The following is an 18935-nucleotide window of genomic DNA, read 5'->3' on the forward strand; positions in this document are numbered from 1 at the left end:
ACTTTTTCGACTTTGGCGTCGGGACGCATCATGACGGACTGGCTCCAGAAAGAAATCGGGAGCACAGCATCGGACATCAGGTTTCGGCTTGGAATGTGGGCTTCATGGAGCGCTTACAAGTCATCTACCCAGCCCCGCAAAGCCAAGACATGGTGTGCACTTAAATTTAAGTGGGCACCAGTTCTAGCCTTTTAAGCGGGTATTTCATGCAGCCAACACGCCGTTCCTATTCCAAGTCCTTCAAGGCCCAGGTCATTCAAGAGTGCGCCCAGCCCGGTGCTTCGATTGCCAGCATCGCTCTCAGCCATAGCCTCAATGCAAACCTCGTCCACAAATGGATTCGCCTGCAAACGCAGAACAGCACGGCGCTGCAACCTGCATTTATTCCACTCCCCATGCCGCTGGCCAGAGCAAATGCGCAAGCCGCATCGCCCAATATCTGTGTTGAAATCCAGTACCCGCGTGGCACCGTCAAAGTTAATTGGCCAACTGAAAATGCTGCCGCTTGCTCGACCTTTCTTCGAGACCTTCTGCGATGATTCGCATCGACTCCATCTGGCTCGCCACAGAGCCGATGGATATGCGCGCAGGCACCGAAACGGCGCTAGCCAGGGTGATTGCGGTGTTCGGTGCGGCGCAGCCGCACTGTGCTTATCTGTTCGCCAATCGCCGCGCCAATCGCATGAAAGTGCTGGTGCATGACGGCTTCGGAATATGGCTGGCGGCGCGCCGGTTGAACCAAGGCAAGTTCCACTGGCCTGGCGTTCGCCATGGCTCAGAAATGGAACTGGATACCGAGCAACTTCAGGCATTGGTGCTGGGGCTGCCATGGCAACGCGCAGGTTCTGGAGGCTCGATCACACTGCTTTAGCGGCAGCCATTAGCCCATCGACTTATCGCCGCAAATTGCCTGCTCTGGCAAAATCAGCCCCATGACTTCGCTCCCCAATCTCGACCACCTGTCCCCTGAACAACTGCGCGCCTTGGCGGCGCAGTTGATGCAGCGCGTCGAGAGCCTCGACAACCAGGTTGACACGCTGGGCAAGACGGTCGAAACGATGGGTAAAACCGTTGAGACTATGGGCAAGAAGATCAACCGCGACCAAACGTTGATCGAAAAGCTGACATGAAATCGCACAACTCAAGCGCTTGAAATTTGCCAAACGCAGCGAGCAGATGAATCCTGAGCAGGCCAGTTTGCTCGATGATCTGATCGATACCGATATCGCGGCGATTGAAGCAGAGCTTCAAGCCTTGCAAACAGTGCTGGCTCCGACCGAGAAAAAGCAAAAGCCCAAACGCACTGCTTTGCCGGCAGAGTTTCCACGCACACTGATCCATCACGAACCGGACAATACTTACTGCCCATGCGGCTGCGCCCTCAAGCGCATCGGCGAGGACGTCAGCGAGAAACTGGACTACACGCCCGGCGTGTTTACCGTCGAACGCCATGTGCGTGGCAAATGGGTCTGCGATGACTGCGAAACGCTGATCCAAGCACCCGTTCCGGCGCAGGTTATTGATAAGGGCATTCCGACTGCGGGCCTACTTGCCCACGTCATGATCGCCAAGTTTGCCGACCACCTGCCTCTTTACCGTCAGGAATCGATCTTCGGTCGAGCGGGCCTGGCGATTCCACGCTCAACCTTGGCTCAATGGGTTGGCATAACGGGCGTGCAGTTGCAGCCTCTGGTCGATGCGTTGCGCGACGTGGTACTCGGGCAGCAGGTTATTCATGCCGATGAAACACCTGTGCAAATGCTGATGCCCGGAACAAAGAAAACTCACCGCTCCTATGTCTGGGCCTACGCCACCAGCCAGTTCTGCGAAACAGCAGCTGTTGTTTATGACTTCAGCCCGAGCCGCGCCGGTGAGCATGCTCGCAACTTCCTGCAAGACTGGAGGGGCAAGCTGGTCTGCGACGATTTTGGCGGCTACAAGGCCAGCTTTGAACTCGGCGTGACCGAGATTGGGTGCATGGCCCATGCACGGCGCAAGTTCTTCGAACTGCACGCTACGAATAAAAGCACGCTCGCCGAGCAAGCCCTGCGCTATATCCAGTTGCCGTACGAAATCGAAAGAGAAGTCCGCGACCTGGAGCCGGATTTACGGCGCCGAATACGGCAAGAAAAAGCCGCGCCGATAATGGAGATGCTGCATGCCTGGATGATCGCCCAGCGCGATCTTGTGCCCGAAGGCGCAGCCATTAGCAAAGCACTTGATTACCGCCTGAAACGCTGGGCAGCGCTGTCGCGCTACCTTGATGACGGGGCTGTACCCATAGACAACAATTGGGCCGAGAACCAGATCCGACCATGGGCTCTTGGACGTAAGAACTGGCTCTTCGCAGGCTCGCTACGCAGCGGGAAACGGGCGGCTGCGATCATGAGTCTGATCCAGTCGGCGCGACTTAATGGACATGACCCGTACGCCTATTTGAAGGATGTTCTCACGCGCCTGCCGACGCAGCGGGCGAGTGAAATCGGGCAGTTACTGCCACATAAGTGGATGCCAACTTGATCTGCGCGATGTGAGCCATGCGTAGACTGACTGCTTACGGTCAGTCTCGACGTTTAACTCTTTGGGAACACCCTATAGCCGCGAAGACGCAGCCTGGCATCCAAAAGCCAGGATTGCCGGTGCCTAAGCCTACGGCAAGTAGCGAGATGCCTACTGCGAGCATGATGCGTTCTCCATAACCGAAAAATCCATTCACAACTGATCTGAACTTAGCATAGGCCCATCGCAATAGCGGAAAAGAAATCGTCATTTTTGCAGGAACCATGGGATTCATCAGATCGCTAAGATGAGTAAAAAACGTAGATATCTCCATGCAAGGTGAGATGCCCGGACGGTTACAACGCATACTGGTGCAAGTCTCTCCAGACGGCCGCACCACCTGCCGAAATTGTCGTGTTCAGTGAGGCAAGAAGAAACGTAAAGCTGTAGGCCCTGAGAAACGTCAGCCGGCGATCACAGGGATCGTGGGTGGAGTCTGACCATAGCGAAGGGACCAAACATCAGGTTAAGAGGATACGAGTCGAATTTTACGTGCTGTTCATCGGCGTTAAGACCACTACAAGGTGCCCGAGCGCGTTCGAAGAGATGCAAATTTTTTGTTGCGCCACTTCCCCACTAAGCAGGATGTGCTACAGGCTGGCCGAATTGAAGAGCAAGCAAAAAAAATGGGGATAGGAACGTTTAGCCCCGTGTTTTGCTCCTCAACGGAAGACTGGTAGATACATCTGGCAGGCGTTGAAAGATGCCTTTTGTAACAGACCGCTTATGGCCCCGTGAAGCCTTTAAACAGGCACATGAGCCAGCACTGCTTAAAGTAGATGACCTGTTTGAACAAATAGTAATAGTACTCAGCAACAACTCCAGTAATCCAAAGCGGGAAGATGGGAGAAAATTGGTGCCATGAATGTCATAGAGCAAGCCGCAGACGTGCTACAGAAGGCTAAGAAGGTGGTCTTTTTCACTGGTGCTGGTATTTCCGCCGATAGCGGTATCCCTACGTACCGCGAAAAACTCTCAGGAATCTGGACCGGGCTCGATCCGAGGGACCTAGAGACGGCCAAGGCCTTTCGGGAAAACCCTGCCTTAGTATGGGGATGGTATCTATGGCGCCGTCTTCGAGTCGCTCAGGCCGAGCCCAACGCCGCACATCTTGCGATACCACGCATGGCTCACTCTCAGCGCCAGGTTTCTGTGATCACCCAGAATATTGATGACCTTCATGAGCGAGCAGGCTCTTCGAATGTCATTCATTTGCATGGCAGTTTAGCAATGCCCAAATGCTTCGCCTGCCATAGGCCTGCGGTTGTATTTCCTGATCAATCCGCAGTGCCTGAGGAAGGCGCTCGGATCGAACCTCCTAGATGTCTGCGTTGTAATGGAAGAATGCGCCCAGCGGTAGTCTGGTACGGAGAGGATTTGCCATCCCAGTCTTGGAAGGCCGCAGTGCTCCTTGTAAAGGATTGCGATCTTCTAATCTCAGTGGGCACCTCTGGGATCGTCATGCCTGCCGCAGGCCTCCCCGACCTTGCATTGGATTCTGGGGCTTCAGTCATTCATGTGAATAAGGCTGACGTCGCAATGGGTGAGCAAAAGGAGTTGATGCTGATAGGGGCTGCCGCCGAGGTGCTGCCGATGCTGCTCGAAAAGATAAGTGAAGGCAGGTAGATATCGACCCATAGCTGCCGATCAGCAACGGCAAAATTTGGCCGGCTGCCGCCCTTCGTAACTGGTCGTTATCGACCGAACGTAAGGAGGTGGCTTCGGGTGCTCTGACCCATTTTCGGATGGTGTTTCTCGACAGCCCGGTACGCCTGGCGATCTGGTGCAACGACAGCTTGTCGCGAAAGTACATCCTCCGAATTTTTCCCAACATTTCCATGCTGATCACCCTGTGTTCTCCTGCTCGGAAAGTGAGCAGAAGTAGTTGAACACCCGGGTCAGTTTTCAGTCGGCAGAACAGCCTTTACTGGGGCAGTTTTCGGTCAGCGGCAACCCCCTGGATACATTAGCTATACGCATTTTGAAGTGTAATTTCTGGTTTTTATGTCGATACTACTAACCTTTCTAACTTTATTATTGCTTCCTCGCCGTGCCCATGAGAGCGATCCGGAGTAGGTTTCACTAATGTGTTCAAAAAAATAACGCAATCCTTCTTTCGCGTTTCCGGTTGGCAAGCAAAAGTCTATGACCCATGCATTTCCACCTTCATTCCACTCTGAATAGTGCAGAACAAAATCAGGGTCTTCGACTAAACGTTTTTCGACATCCTCAGCCAAGTAAGCCCAAGTAACATAGCCTATTGGATGCCCATTCCAGTCAAAATAAAACTTAATCTGATCCAGCATGATTGCTTGTTCAAGCCATATTTTTATCGTTAAAATATGAAACAATGAATACTTTTGAGATTGTAAAAGTACCATAGTCGCGAACCCAAACATGGTCGCTTGCTTACGAATCTCTTCAGATGGACATTCTGTGGCTATATCATACATCAAACAAGATCCCCTTTATATTTTCATAAAACAGTTCGGAGTTTTTTACTATCGGTAGGTTATCGAGTGAAGATGTCATTTCCTTCCAGCTCAGAATTATTTCTTGTTGGTCATGAATTATTCGAAATGCGTCTAGCAAGCCATCATACTCAATTGTGTTATCTCCTTCTTTCCAGAGCAAACTATTATAGCCTTCGTCTGTCCCTAAGCAGATACTGGCCGTGTCATATGCTTCTTGAGAAAGCAATTCGATATCCTGCTTCAATCTCGGTCCAGCGTTATTTTTCTTAATACACTCTAGAATCAATTGATAAAGCTTAAAATTCTGCAAAAGGGCTGGGGTTTTAGAACGTCTCGTTAAATTTATGCAAATCAGCCGATTTAGTGCCTGCTTGCTAATGTTGACATTTGACACTACTAACAGATAAAAGCTTTCGAACGCATTTTCTAATTCATTTTTTAGAAACAGATTGTCTGTATCCCACTCTATGACAACATCATGATCAGCTCTATTTTCTACCTCCTCAATGACCACGTGCGGAAGCCCTTTTATATTATGAAATCTGTAACAACCCAATAATTGTTCATCTTGAAGCGCGTAATCTTGGTTCTCCATCAAACTCAAAAGTTTGTTAGAATAAACTTGAAATTCCACAGTCGACACCATCCATTCAACTACACAGGGTGGAAAGCCAGAGCGGATTATTAGAAATTTTCTAAGTTCGCAATCATATGCAGTTGAAAAATTTGACAATGCGCTATCTATTATTTCTGCGGATTGTTTTTTGGTAGCTTGCATGTATTTTTCAGCATTAAAACAAATGCTTTTCAAGCTATTTAACACTGAAGCATATTCAGTATTGAACGTTTGATATAATCTCTTTTCGTTCACTGACTTATGGGAAACTACCGTCACGCTATTAAGATCCAGCCAGGCACCCGTTATGGCGATATTCGAAGAGGACATCATCATATGCATTATATTTTTTGAGCGGGCGACGGCAAATTGCTCTGCATACTTTCTCGAAAGTTGGATTACCCCCTCTTCAAACGATAAGATTGAAGTTGAATTTGTTTGCTGAAAACATGATTTCTGCGGGCGTGGAAGGAACTCATTTATTTTTTGAATTGAGTCACGAACGCGGCGCGCATCGTTGCACAATTTTCCAGGGATGATAGGTTCCTTGAAATAAATGGCTCGTTCGAAGTGCGCAGGTCTTATAACGGCTTCTCGTACGAGCAGCGCTTGCTGGTGAACCCTTCCATCCAACGAAAAAGTACTATCGAGGCATATTACTGCCAGTGACCTTACCGCTCCATGTGGCAAAATCAAGTTAATAATTTCTCCCCAGATAGCCTCATAAATTGCCGACTCCAGATCTAACATCCCGTTAGAATGTACATCGTCCGTATTAAGGCCGACTAGTGGAGTTCTGCCTATTCCCTTAATTTGAAAAAGTCCATCGAACCCACAACGACCGCCACCGCCATTTTTTGAAATTTGATCGCCGCCGTATCTTTCTGCATAAAACGTTTTTTTATGATTCGTCGATTCGTTCCCCTTTGCCTCGGAAATCTTCGTACTATAACTGTACCTTTCTAAAATTTCCGCCTCAGTCAGATTGCTGGAATTATCAACATGTAACTTATTATATAAAACAACGCTAGAGCTATGAATTTTATGGGCGTCAATGTTAACAAATACCTCTGGGAGGCATTCTAGGCTTTTTGCTTTCATTTTTTATGCCGCGCAGGTTAATGTTAAACTATAAATAAAACTATTAGATATTGAGAACTTGAGGGCGCGTTAGGGACTGTTTGATAGTGATAATCCAATCAAATGCTTCACTCCATATTAAAATTAAATGATGCTTAAGTTTTAAAGTGAGCGGTCCATGACGGCATCATTTCTATGAGACGGTTCAATACTCGTAAAACCATCGGTCAACGGAAAGCATTTTGTTTTTGAAAATGAAGCTAACGCCCTATCAAATGCAATCAATCGATCAGTCGTGGCTTTCCAGTCAGCTAACGTATGATAGGCATTAATAAACCAACTCAAATTTTCATACAAGTTGCCAAACGCTGAATTTACTTGCATTAATTCGCCAAACGTTATTTTCCCGGCAAAAAAACGTGGAGCAGCTAGTAAACTGCTGCAAATCAAAGAAAGCTGAGCGTAGCTTTCTGTAAATATAGAAAGTCGCATTTTTACAGCTATAATATTTTTCATATTAGCAATGCACGAATCCAGTTTTCGCCCAGTCATGACATGCAACTTATTGCTATGCCCTACCTCAGGACTATTCTCATCATTCCCCCTAAGCTTTATAAGATCAAACCGAAAGTCCGCCTCGGACTTTTGTTGCTTATTACTAAGAGACACCAACACAAATCCAATTTTTTGACTTATATACGTCCCTATAACGGCATAAAATATAGCGGCCCAAAACATATAGTAGGGTATATTATAGCCAAACAGATTGGCTTCGCCCGATATTCCGATAAGCACAACACTAAATGAAACCACACTAGCAAGCGTGTAGATCAATCCACACGTTAAATCCACTGATTCGTACGTAAACTTATTAATGTCTTCTGCAATTCGCTGGTCTGGGTTATCAACTAACTTTGCCACTTTGCTTGGCATGTTCGTTTGCAAGGCCCACAAATCAATATAATAATTAGTCAGCCACTTTCGCCATTTTAACGCAAGAAAATTTACAAGGTAAGAAATTAATACTGACCTTAGTACCGAAAAGCTTACCACCCCAAAAAAAACCCAAACCAAATAGTAAAACCGATCTCCATTCAGCTCTTGAATCGCATTATAAAAGTGTTTATACCATTCATTAAAAGCCAGCGCTGTTGCTACTCCCGAGAGCGCCAACACAACAAGACTTATTGTCGCCACCCAGGCAAATACCTTTTCTTCGCCCTTCCAATATAAAACCAATATGCTAAAGGTTTTTCTTAAAAAAACTCTAGTTGGAATTTCAGGCAACTTTTTCTCATCATTCATCGCTTCTTTATCTCAGGCTTTTATAGTAAGTAATTAGCACTTATTAACATCGCACTTTTCATTGCGCTTTTTATTACAGCACCCAAACCCCAGCGGTGGGGTTTGATGTCGTGAATTAACGCCAATACTGCGTTTGCGCACCCAGAACCCACCGTGGGTTCCCTCCTGCGCGAGAGGACTAACGATCTTTACCGCTCGGCCTTTTCAGGGTCAAAAAATTAAGAGTATTGGCGTGTAAAAATAATCGCAGCCTGCGCGCAAGAATGGAAGCGGTCATGCAGTAACGCGATCACCTCGCAAGTCTACTGACTCAGTTCGACTTTCTATTCTTGATTTGCTTCATCGAGTTGAAGAAGTTAGTAACTAGCGTAATTGCATGGACTGACCAGCTAGTTGTATTTGTGCTGACCAACCGCCTGCATTCGACTTACCATTTTTCCACTGTGAATGTGGTCTGTGTTCATAAGTCCATTACGCGGTGCAAACATTCCATGCTAGAAATTACGCCAACAACTGGTTCCTGCGGAGGCTGTATGGCCCCGCAGGAACGGTTTGTTCGGCAACTCAGTCAGATACGACCGGATTCAGGTCATACCCGTTATTTTGCGTCCGCGGGATTGTAAGGGCCACCCATTGAGGCCCCCCAAGGAATACCACTGCCGCTCACCGAGCCAGGGGCGCGTGTTCCGTTTGCCAGGTGGTTAGCCGCCCCACCGCCTATGACAACACCTATTCCGCCGCCAATTGGCCCGCCTACCATACCCCCGACAGTCCCCCCAATTGCGCCTCCTAACGTCTCTGGCGAGACAGTAAATCCCCCTCCTGCGCCGGAAATCATCAGCAGTTCTTTGTCCGTTAGATTTCTCATCTTGCTTCCTTAATTACTTTCAATTGAATTGAATCCCTATTGAAGAATTCAACCGGGTTGGTCACACATTTTTTTTCTGTTCAATAACCAGATGGAAATATTCACAGCTATAGCTATCAGCGCTAATTTAATGTACTTATTAACATCCCAATATTCGGCAATTGAACCGACCGCGATACCAATTGACACCGAAATTAAACACACGAATAAAAGGCGTTTCAAGATACTCATCCTTCTCGCATTACCGCACGCGTTAGCGCAATTGCTTAACTGACATTATTTCCAAAGTCAGTCACACTTCTTTTTCTGTTAACCAACCAAAAAGGAATACTTACAGCTGTAATTATCAGCACCAGTTTATGAGATCTATTCACCTCCCAGTGCTCGGCAATTAAAGCTACTACATATCCATTTTAGATCGCAATAAAAAACACGAACAAGCTTTTTTCGCTTACTCCCCCGTCTCGTTTAACTGCAGGCGTTCGCACAACGGCGTTACTGGTATCCGTTCTCATATAGTAGTGGCGTCTATTCTGATCGAACTAACTGGCTCGTTACATCAGTCATATAATCCTGCCCGATACAGTGCGACTGAGTAGTCGGCGTTCTGCGTACGCAGGAGATCTGTTCAATAGCCCGCACTCGGCTTTAAAGGTTTTCACCGGCACGTCTCGGTAGCCCTCCGATGCGGGGTTCCACCCTATAGGTGAAATCTCGGAGGATGTCGCGTGAACACTGCCTGCCCGTTCTCGAGTCGTTCAGGTAAACAATGCTGCACTCGTCGATAATTTTAGTATCGAAATTTACTAACGTTTTATGCAAATCAGCCAATTGATTCCCTTCCATAACACCAGATGATTTCCATTTCAACCCAGGGACGATACCTCGCCCAAAAACCGTGTTACCCGCAAGTGGTAAGATGGCTATTGCTATCCACAACCTTAAAGCAAATAGCGAAAAAACTCCACCCTACACTTGAGGGTGGTACTCGGCGCTAGAAACAACAATAACTCAGGCTCAACTACTCATTGTCGCCAGCGTGAGGAAAAAGCTAATTTACATGAGCATTTCTTGATAAGACAAAGTATTATTACGACAGTTACTGGGTGATTTTGTTTCTTGGTCAATCCATTTGTCAACAGGCGCGTAACATTGCGCTATCTATTCTGGTAGTTCTCAAGCTTCGCTCCAACTCAGGCTGTCAACGTCCGCACATTCAATTGCCAACCACCGACGATGATGCTCCAGCAGCGGTGGAATACAAGACATCTGGGAACAATACGAATAGCCAGGCAATAAATTTACCCCTCCGCCCCAGAGCGAACGCCAAAGGACTGGCAGAGTCCAGGAATCTCCGCAGTGGCTTACCGCATAACACTCTAAGGAAAGATGTGTGACACCGAAATCTCCGCTGTTTCGACCCGAGTCAATTGCCTCGCGGCAGGTTGACTGGCTCGGCGAAATCATATTGGTAAGGCCCGTTTCCTTCACGGTTCTGACACTGCTTGCGCTTGCACTCGCCACTACCGTGGTGACATTTCTGGTATTTGGCAGCTACACCAAACGCAGTACCGTTATTGGCCAACTAGTACCAGCCGCAGGCCAGCTCAGAATCCACTCCCCGCAATATGGCCTGGTGCTTGAGCGGTTCGTCGAGGAGGGGCAACAGGTCAAGCAAGGAGCGCACCTTTTTCGTATTTCCAGTGAACGCACTGCAGGTGATTCAGGGGCTGTGCAGGCGGAGGTGAGTGAGCAACTGTTGCAACGACACCAATCTCTGAAGGACGAATTGGAGAAACAAAAACAGCTTCAGACCCAGGAACAAGAAAGCCTTCTGAGCAAACTGAAAAGTCTGCATCAGGAGCTGAAGACGCTGGATCGGCAAACTGCCAGCCAGGAACAGCTTGTACAACTAGCAAGCAATGCCGCCGTTCGTTATCAGGGGTTGATGGACCAAGGCTACATATCCATGGACCAACTTCAGCAACGCCAAGCCGAGCTGCTGGGTCAGCGCCTGACCTTGCAAGGGTTAGCTCGTGAAACAACTACCCTGCAACAACAACTGGTCGAGCGCCGACACGACCTGTCTGGACTTGCCGCCCGCCACGCAAACCAACTAGCGAGCATTCAGCGATCAATTTCAACAGTTCAGCAGGAGCTCATCGAAAGCGAAGCCAAGCGCACCCTGATCATTACCGCCCCTCAAGATGGCGTGGCAACCGCCATCCTGGTTGAGCCAGGCCAAACCGTCGATAGTTCTCGTACGATGATGAGCATCGTACCTGCCGGTTCGCGGCTGCAAGCAGAGTTGTATGCGCCTAGCAAAGCCATAGGATTCGTTCGTACGGGCGATTCAGTAAGGATTCGTTATCAGGCTTACCCCTACCAGAAATTCGGCCAACACCTGGGTACCGTGATATCAGTTTCCCAAGCAACCCTGTCAGCTGGCGACCTGGGAAATAGGACCGGGAGCGTACCGGGGCTTGCCCTGGACGGTGAGCAGATCTATCGCATCCGCGTCAATCTCGAGGCGCAATCAGTGCTGGCCTACGGAGAACAAAGACCGCTGCAGACGGGAATGCTGGTTGATGCAGACATCCTGCAGGAGACCCGCCATCTATATGAGTGGGCTCTCGAACCGCTCTACAGCCTGACAGGCAAGCTCTAGGAACGAAGCCATGAATTATCTTGACGCCATCAGCTTGCGCCTGGGCCGACATTTGCCGCTGACTTTGCAGACCGAAGCGACGGAATGTGGATTGGCCTGCCTGGCAATGATCGCGGGCTACCACGGCCACCATACGACCCTCATTGAACTACGCCGCCGGTTCAGTGTTTCTCTCAAAGGCATTACCCTCAAGCAACTGATCATGACTGCTGATCAGTTGAACTTCGGTACTCGGCCGATCAGGGTCGAACTGGATGAGCTAAACAAACTCGCGCTGCCTTGCATACTGCATTGGAATCTCAACCATTTCGTCGTGCTCAAGTCCGTCGAAGGCCAGTGGCTTACCGTGCACGACCCGGCCTACGGCATTCGCCGACTGAGTCTGGACGAGACCAGCAAATCGTTCACCGGGGTCGCTCTTGAGGTGTGGCCAGGCAGTGACTTTGAAAAACAGCAGGCCAAGCCCAAGCTCAAATTGACAAGCATGCTGGGAAAGGTCAGTGGCCTTCACCGCGGTTTGGTTCAGGTACTTTCACTTGCCTTGGCTCTTGAAGTGTTCGCCCTGGTCAGCCCGTATCTGCTGCAGTGGGTTCTGGATAACGTTCTGGTTACGCAGGATTACGACCTTCTGGCAACGCTGCTGACCGGCTTCGGCATGCTTTCGTTGATGCAGCAGGTAGTAAGCGCCACGCGGGCTTGGGTGATGATGCACTTGAGCACACTACTAAGTGTGCAGTGGCAGGCCAACGTGTTTGCTCATCTGCTGCGCTTGCCCATTCATTATTTCGAAAAACGCCACCTGGGTGATGTCGTCTCACGATTCGGCGCTATCGGCGAAATTCAGAAGACACTCACAGCCGCTTTTTTTTCCACAGTCCTCGATGGCCTCGCAAGCTTCGCGACGCTGGCCCTGATGTTCGCCTACAGCCCTATGCTGGCCGCTATCGCTTTGACGGCCATGGCTCTGTATACCCTGCTTCGCTGGGCGTGGTACCGCCCTTTACGTCTGGCAAGCGAGGAAACCATCATTCATGCGGCACGACAGGAAAGCCATTTCCTGGAAACGATGCGCGGCATACGCACCCTGAAACTTTTCCAGCGTCAGAGCGAGCGACGCTCCGCCTGGCTGGGGCTGCTTGTGGGGCAGATCAACGCTGGCTTGCGAACCCAGAAGCTGGAACTGATCTACACACAACTCAACGGCCTGATTTTCGGACTGGAGAATCTGCTGGCGCTCGGATTGGGGGCATCCCTAGTAATGAGCAACCAGTTCAGCATCGGTGTGCTGATGGCGTTCATTGCTTACAAAAGCCAATTTGTCAGTCGCGTCGCCAGCCTGATCGATCATATGTTCGCGTTGCATATGCTGAGCTTGCACGGCGAACGTCTCGCCGACATTGTCCTGCATCCCCCCGAAGACATAGCGGCCAGACCGATTACAGCGAACTGGCCCGCTGGCCCGATGGACATCGATATCAAGGGATTGAAATATCGCTATTCCGACGAGGAGCCCTTCGTGCTGGATGGGATCGACCTGCACATTGCGCATGGGGAGTCGGTGGCAATTGCCGGCGCATCAGGCAGTGGAAAGAGTACGCTGGTCAGCCTCTTGCTGGGCATCGTCGCACCCACCCATGGCCAGATTCACATCGCCGGTAGCGACCTGCAGCAACTGGGTACGGAGACCTTTCGTAGCAGGATTGCCACGGTAATGCAGGATGACTGCTTGTTCGCTGGTTCCCTGGCAGAGAACATCGCCTTTTTTGAGTCCCGCCCCGATCTGGAGTGGGTGATGGAGTGTGCACGCAAGGCATCGATTCACACTGACATCCTAGCCATGCCCATGGGTTACAACACTTTGGTAGGTGACATGGGTACGGTGCTCTCAGGTGGGCAAAAACAGCGCGTGCTGCTGGCTAGGGCGCTATACAAAAAGCCTGATATCCTGATCCTTGACGAAGCTACCAGCCACTTAGATGTCATCTGCGAGCAGATGGTGAATAAGGCGGTACGTGAACTTGCAATAACGCGCGTCATTGTTGCCCACAGGGCAGAAACAATCGCCTCGGCGGACCGCGTCGTAGTGCTTGACGCTGGTAGGATCGCGGTGGATCAGTCGAGCTCTTCTGGCAGCCTGCCATCCTGCGCAGAAGTCGTAGCGTGATGAGAAACGTCTTGGCCACCACCCTGACGGTGTGTCTCTGCCTGTCGCCAAAATGGAGCATGGCTGCACTGGTTGACCCCTTTGCCACAGCACGAGATGTCTCACCTGCTGCGATCAATATCGACGGAGTGGCCTTGCCATGTGATCCGCAGCCCCTTCCCAATTCGTTGACCTTAGAAGACATGATAGAAAGGGTGCTGTGTCATGACCCGCAAACTCGGGAGGCTTGGGCCATTGCCAAAGCCCAAGCGGCTTTGGTTGGCGTGAAGCAAGCAGCATACCTGCCCAAATTAAATGCAAGTTCAAGTATCAGCAGCGGCCGCAGTACCACGACCTATGAACAGCAGGATGAATACTCCAGTAGTGGCCATAAGCGTCAGTTCGACAATCGTCTGAACCTCAGTTGGGTTCTGTTCGACTTCGGCCAGCGAGAAACCGCAGTGGGCAACGCACGTCAACTGCTTATCGCCGCAAACGCCAATCAAAACAGACAACTGCAGCAAACCTTCGAGTTAGCCGCAGAGTTGTACTATGACGCCCTGGCCGCCCAACGTAGCGCGGTAGCGGCGAGCCAAGTTATTGCATTGGCGGCGGAAAACCTTAAAGCGGCAAGCGCCAAATTTGCAGCGGGCGCTGCGGCGCAGTCCGACCGCCTGCAAGCGCAAACAGCCTATTCACAAGCGAGCCTTGCTGAAGTACGCGCCAAAGGCGCATTGCGCAACAGCAAAGGCCTTATCGCCCTGCGCATGGGATTTTCGCCGAATACAGACGTCCAGTTGTCCGGGAATCTGGAACGGCGTCCAGATACCCACTTTATCAAGAGCATTGACGAGCTGCTTGAACTGGCCCGACAGGATCACCCCTCGCTCATCGCCGCCAAGGCCAAAGTGGAAGCGGCAAACGCACTCATCGACGAAAGCCGCGCCGCCGGTCGACCGACGCTGTCACTGGTCGCCAATATTGGCGATATGCAAACCCACCAAGTCAATGGCGACAACCATGCACGTGACAACAGCCTAGGCCTGCAATTGAACATTCCGTTATTCGAAGGTTTCGAGCGGAACTATCAACTGCGAGGTGCTCATGCGCAACGAGAAGCCAGGGAAGCGGAGCTCTGGAATATCGAGCAGCAAGTATCACTGGAGCTCTGGAGCCACTACCAAACATTGAATATCGAAACAGGCGCCCTGGAAAAAACCACTGAGTGGGTGGATCAGGCCCAACAGGCATTGCAAGTTGAACAAGGCCGCTATCGCTCCGGCGTCGGCAGCATGATTGAGCTGCTGAACGCATTGACGGCTTATGCAACGGCAGAACAACAACACATTAGTGCGTTGAACCGCTGGCAAGTAACTCGCCTGAAAATGGCCGCCAGCTTAGGACACCTTGGGTTCTGGAGCCTTTAACCGCCTCGAAGCATCACAACGCCGCACATCGTTGTTGGCCCATCACGCCACACTGGAGCTAGGATTAGGCAAGTTGAAAATTGAACACCGGTACGCCATCGTACTGGTCGATATCTGGACAGAGGGTGAGGCAAAGCAGGTGCCTAATTGCGCACCACTTGCTTGGGTCGTCCAAGTGGTTCCTTTTGGCAGGTCGATTAGTAAACGACCGACGCAATAGGTCTGCATATTTTGTGTCAAGTCACTCATGGTATGGCTCTGGTTGGAATGGGGTAAGCGCCACTGGCGCCATCCGTACGTGGAAGCCCCCAGTATTGAGACAACAAGGGCAACAATTAGAAGATGGCGGCGAGCGATCATGCCGACAGCTTCTTGGCATTGGCACCAATTCTCAGAACCGAATACAGCGTTAGGTTCTGTACGTTGCGGTTCTTGTAGGAGCCTTGATGGTCATAGCCGGTCATACAGGCAGCGAACACCGCTTGCTCCGCAGCGTCTTCGGCGGCATGTGCAGGCACGGTGCCGTCGCCCGCTTGATCTTGGCCCTGAAGGTCAGCGAAATAACCATCGCCACGGGTGTTATGACCAATTCCAACCCCGTACTGGTTAATCAGTTGGTCTTCGCTGATGTCATCAACCATCCACGCACGCCCTTCGTGATTTTCACCCCTCAGTCGTAGAGACAAAGCATGTTCGCGTGAGGGCGTCGGAATGGGGGTAGCGGGCATTCCTGGTTTACTGGAAGGAATCACCCCAGTACCAAGCTTCCATGTGACTCGATGGAACGCCTGATGGCTGCTGTCTGCCCCGTAGTGAACGAAGCTGTTGGGGTGATAATAAGTACCTAGCCCTGCGTGAAAGGACTTTGCTTGGTTGAGCATTTTTTCATAGTTGCTCCAGGCGCTGGTTAGAGTGCCCGGGGATGAGTTCCCAATTGGATTTATCCAAGCGGCATCCATCAGTTTCCACCACGCGTTCTTCTTTAAGTAAATCTGCGTGTATGGATCTGGCCCAGTAGGCATCTGAAATAATTCTTTTCCATTGCAAGTGATGCTCAACCAACCAGCGCCATAACGTTGATTAGGTAACAACTCCAGGGGACCCGCAGCATTCGCAAAGATAGGCATGATCTTTTTGCCAGTCTCGCCGAGCCCAATAGCCCCAGCCATATCCTCCCATCCCGCTCGGACACGACGATAGGCGGTTGCTGCACCGATAGCCGGTTGAACGCCATGCACCACACCTTGGATCAGGTTAGGGTTGCGCTTGGCACACATACGCGCCACCAACCCACCCATGGAGTGAGTGACTAAAATCACCCCATGCTCACACTTAACACCCAGATCCTTTCTGCATCGCTCGAGAACGGCTTGGATTCGACCTGCAAGATAGTCAGCGGCTTGGGCATTGGAGTTGAGCCAGTTGTAACCCACCGCATACACGGGGTAGCGGAATTCAGCCGCAGCCTCCAGTGCTTCTGTTTTCAGGGGGCTGTAGCCCTTGAGCTCGCCCCAAGCCGAAACATTATTTGGCACCGCAGCCATAACGCCTGGATAGGGTTTGCCCTCCGGGGTCAAAATGAAACGTAGCTGCGCTTCAAGGAAGTTGAGAATGCTCCCATAAGAATCGAGCGACACGGATCCCCAACCACGATTCCTTGCCTCTTGAACCGGTAAGGTGCTGACAAATTTGCTCACCGTTTCGAGATCGGAATCCTGAGGGTTCGACAGCGCGCGGGTTAGTTGCGGATCAAGTAGTTGCTTGCGTTCAACTGGGGTCAAACTATTGTAGCTTTTCCATTTGGTGACTCCCGCCACCCAGCCAGCGGCATCGTCAGGAAACCACGCCCATCGATTATCGTTGCCCATGATGCGAGCGTTAGCTCCTGTCGCCAACAACGGACTGCCCATGATGCCGGGCACAAAAATGATCGGGATGGCGTGGTCCGGAGGTGCGTTGAGTTCAGCGCGGACGTTATTGGATGTGCGGCTCATGGTCACACGTGCGGTAACGTTCCCATCTGGGCCAATTTGGGTTGGTACTGGCCTTGTTGGCTCACTCATTAGGCTCTCCCTGCCTGAATTTGACGACTTTCACTTTTCCGATACTTGGGATTTGCATGAGGGTCATGTCTCACTTGGACCAAGCAGATGGAACTCATAACCTTCAGTCGTGAGGCCCTGCTGCATTGCAGCCCAACCATCACCATCAGTCACGCCTTCCACCCTGGCGCCATCACTTCGCGTGAGCGCGTAACGGTAATTCGGTAATGGCGTCCCATTGCGTACGACCCGTACTCGCTCATTGAACGGAGTTTGGGCCCATGTGTTGAAGACGGTGGACGCGTGAGCTGGCGCGATAAAGCTGTGCTTGGCCGACTTGACGATAAAATTGCCGGGCATACCCAGTTCGATGTTGCCCCCCTTCAGGGTGAGGTAGGCACCGCCGCAGGTCAGGGTGATGTGCTCCTTGGCGGAGATCACCACGTGTTGAGTGCTCGCGCTAATCTCTACGCTCTGATCCGCCTCCAAGCTAATGTTGTTCTTTTGAGCCTGCAGGAGCATCGGCCCCTGGTGAGTGATATGTCGCATCTCACCGCTTTGAGCGAATAGCCCCAAGTCGGTGCCTGCGTTGACTACGAATTTCTGGCCCGAGGTGAATTGCTGATTCTGTTGCGCAACGCTATCGATATGCTCGCCAGCAGCAAGAGTGACACTATTTGGGGACACCGCCGCAATACCGGCCTGACCACTCAAGGCAATAGCAGGTTTACCACCGTTGGTTTTTCCCGACTCGTCATTGGCGCCATTACCCAAGTCACGAACTGCTTCACTGAGCGTCTTCTGTGGCGCGGTGTCATGGCCAACACCCTGATGATCTGCGGCGTAGTCTCCCAACTCTTTAGCCAGTTGAAGAGCGGCCTCCAATACCTGAACGGCAGTGGCACGGTTGAGGTGCCCACCATTGGCATTCAGTTGCTCTTCAGTACTGAGCAGCAGGCCCTTGGCAGCACGCAGCGCGCCATGTTCGTCTGTGCGCAACTCGAAACCTTCACCGCGTGGCTCTCCGCCACTTGGACGCGGATGAGTCAGATAGCCCAGGTGCAACGCGGTGCTGCCATGATCACTCATCAATGCAGCACTGATTTGCTTGGTAGTATCGTCGATGCGCAGTTCGTTGGCCCTGGTCCCCTTGTACTCCTTGCTTTTGATAGTGCTCAGAATTTTGTGATTGGGAAGTTGGTACGGCGGTGAGTTGGTCGCACGGTAGGTGCGGCCAGTGATGATCGGTTGGTCACAATCCCCATCGAGGTAGTCGACGATAACTTCCTGTCCGATACGCGGAATCGCCATGTGCCCCCATTCCGCACCGGCCCAGTTTTGCGACACTCTGATCCAGCAGGTGCTGAACTCATTGTTCTTGCCTTCCCGATCCCATGGGAACTGGATTTTTACCCGTCCCCATTCGTCGCAGTAGATCTCCTCGCCTTCAGGCCCCCACATTCCTCCCTGAGCTGCCCCGCCGACGTCAGCGCGAATGCAAATGGCCGGTCAAGTCAGATGCAAACAACTGCTCAGTGTCGATGCAATTATGCAAGGGGAAGGCAGGTATGCAAAAAAACACTCCTATATTGATTAGGTAAAGGCGTGGCGTCTAGAAAGGAAGTTCACACTACAGGAATACTTCACTGCTGCTTGCCCCAGTAAGAAGGGGGGATCAGAATCGGACCCAGCAGCATCGCCACAGGTAGAGGAATTGAAACGCTTTGCCAGAGATTCCGTAGCCGGGATCCTG

11 protein-coding genes and 3 pseudogenes are annotated in these 18935 nt (G+C 51.0%); 8 read left to right on the plus strand and 6 right to left on the minus strand.

Features of this window, described 5'->3' with window-relative positions:
• The first annotated feature begins 206 nt into the window (after nt 1-206).
• The 5 genes and pseudogenes from tnpA (at nt 207) to WLY71_RS16650 (ending at nt 4185) form a co-directional block, all read left to right on the plus strand.
• Nucleotides 207-539 carry an IS66-like element accessory protein TnpA gene (gene tnpA, locus WLY71_RS16630; protein WP_347804409.1) on the plus strand — a complete coding sequence of 111 codons (333 nt, stop codon included), beginning with the start codon at nt 207-209 and terminating at the stop codon, nt 537-539.
• Nucleotides 536-871, plus strand: coding sequence for an IS66 family insertion sequence element accessory protein TnpB (tnpB, locus tag WLY71_RS16635; protein WP_147468092.1), 336 nt, complete (start codon nt 536-538; stop codon nt 869-871). Before tnpA ends, tnpB begins: the two co-directional genes overlap by 4 nt.
• Nucleotides 872-932: 61 nt before the next feature.
• Nucleotides 933-2520: pseudogene (tnpC, locus tag WLY71_RS16640) on the plus strand (IS66 family transposase).
• A 563-nt stretch (nt 2521-3083) separates the two neighbouring features.
• Nucleotides 3084-3239 (plus strand): hypothetical protein, encoded by a 156-nt coding sequence (locus WLY71_RS16645; protein WP_347804410.1) that lies wholly within the window; start codon nt 3084-3086, stop codon nt 3237-3239.
• Between the two features lie 181 nt (nt 3240-3420).
• Nucleotides 3421-4185 carry an SIR2 family NAD-dependent protein deacylase gene (locus WLY71_RS16650; protein WP_347804411.1) on the plus strand — a complete coding sequence of 255 codons (765 nt, stop codon included), beginning with the start codon at nt 3421-3423 and terminating at the stop codon, nt 4183-4185.
• Nucleotides 4186-4276: 91 nt separating this feature from the next.
• Here the strand turns inward: WLY71_RS16650 and WLY71_RS16655 are convergent.
• The 4 genes and pseudogenes from WLY71_RS16655 to WLY71_RS16670 form a co-directional block, all read right to left on the minus strand.
• A pseudogene (locus WLY71_RS16655) lies at nt 4277-4399 on the minus strand (helix-turn-helix domain-containing protein); the annotation flags it as partial.
• A gap of 130 nt (nt 4400-4529) precedes the next feature.
• Complete coding sequence (locus WLY71_RS16660) at nt 4530-5012, minus strand: toxin-activating lysine-acyltransferase (protein ID WP_347804412.1); 483 nt, start codon at nt 5010-5012, stop codon at nt 4530-4532.
• A complete protein-coding gene (locus tag WLY71_RS16665) occupies nt 5005-6750 on the minus strand; it encodes a hypothetical protein (RefSeq protein ID WP_347804413.1) in 1746 nt (581 codons plus the stop codon). Before WLY71_RS16665 ends, WLY71_RS16660 begins: the two co-directional genes overlap by 8 nt.
• A gap of 141 nt (nt 6751-6891) precedes the next feature.
• Complete coding sequence (locus tag WLY71_RS16670) at nt 6892-8034, minus strand: SbmA/BacA-like family transporter (RefSeq protein WP_347804414.1); 1143 nt, start codon at nt 8032-8034, stop codon at nt 6892-6894.
• Between the two features lie 2279 nt (nt 8035-10313).
• On the opposite strand from WLY71_RS16670, the gene WLY71_RS16675 reads away from it, so the two are divergent.
• The 3 genes from WLY71_RS16675 to WLY71_RS16685 are packed head-to-tail and all read left to right on the plus strand — an operon-like array spanning nt 10314 to nt 15140.
• A complete protein-coding gene (locus WLY71_RS16675) occupies nt 10314-11570 on the plus strand; it encodes an HlyD family secretion protein (RefSeq protein ID WP_347804429.1) in 1257 nt (418 codons plus the stop codon).
• Between the two features lie 10 nt (nt 11571-11580).
• A complete protein-coding gene (locus WLY71_RS16680; RefSeq protein ID WP_347804415.1) occupies nt 11581-13734 on the plus strand; it encodes a peptidase domain-containing ABC transporter in 2154 nt (717 codons plus the stop codon).
• A complete protein-coding gene (locus tag WLY71_RS16685; RefSeq protein WP_425589932.1) occupies nt 13734-15140 on the plus strand; it encodes a TolC family protein in 1407 nt (468 codons plus the stop codon). The genes WLY71_RS16680 and WLY71_RS16685 overlap by 1 nt, the downstream gene beginning before the upstream one ends.
• Nucleotides 15141-15496: 356 nt before the next feature.
• Here WLY71_RS16685 and WLY71_RS16690 read toward each other — a convergent pair whose 3' ends face one another.
• Nucleotides 15497-17134 carry an esterase/lipase family protein gene (locus WLY71_RS16690; protein ID WP_347804416.1) on the minus strand — a complete coding sequence of 546 codons (1638 nt, stop codon included), beginning with the start codon at nt 17132-17134 and terminating at the stop codon, nt 15497-15499.
• A 132-nt stretch (nt 17135-17266) separates the two neighbouring features.
• Nucleotides 17267-18637 (minus strand): annotated as a pseudogene (locus WLY71_RS16695) (DUF2345 domain-containing protein); the annotation flags it as partial.
• Between the last annotated feature and the right edge of the window lie 298 nt (nt 18638-18935).

The sequence above is a fragment of the Pseudomonas rossensis genome, from assembly GCF_039888995.1.
GTDB lineage: Bacteria > Pseudomonadota > Gammaproteobacteria > Pseudomonadales > Pseudomonadaceae > Aquipseudomonas > Aquipseudomonas rossensis.

Excerpts from the sequence above, each read along its gene's own strand:
- tnpA (WP_347804409.1), top strand. The coding sequence starts at position 207 with ATGCAGCCAACACGCCGTTCCTATTCCAAGTCCTTCAAGGCCCAGGTC.
- tnpB (WP_147468092.1), top strand. The coding sequence starts at position 536 with ATGATTCGCATCGACTCCATCTGGCTCGCCACAGAGCCGATGGATATG.
- WLY71_RS16650 (WP_347804411.1), top strand. The coding sequence starts at position 3,421 with ATGAATGTCATAGAGCAAGCCGCAGACGTGCTACAGAAGGCTAAGAAG.
- WLY71_RS16660 (WP_347804412.1), bottom strand. The coding sequence starts at position 5,012 with ATGTATGATATAGCCACAGAATGTCCATCTGAAGAGATTCGTAAGCAA.
- WLY71_RS16665 (WP_347804413.1), bottom strand. The coding sequence starts at position 6,750 with ATGAAAGCAAAAAGCCTAGAATGCCTCCCAGAGGTATTTGTTAACATT.
- WLY71_RS16670 (WP_347804414.1), bottom strand. The coding sequence starts at position 8,034 with ATGAATGATGAGAAAAAGTTGCCTGAAATTCCAACTAGAGTTTTTTTA.
- WLY71_RS16680 (WP_347804415.1), top strand. The coding sequence starts at position 11,581 with ATGAATTATCTTGACGCCATCAGCTTGCGCCTGGGCCGACATTTGCCG.
- WLY71_RS16685 (WP_425589932.1), top strand. The coding sequence starts at position 13,734 with ATGAGAAACGTCTTGGCCACCACCCTGACGGTGTGTCTCTGCCTGTCG.
- WLY71_RS16690 (WP_347804416.1), bottom strand. The coding sequence starts at position 17,134 with ATGAGCCGCACATCCAATAACGTCCGCGCTGAACTCAACGCACCTCCG.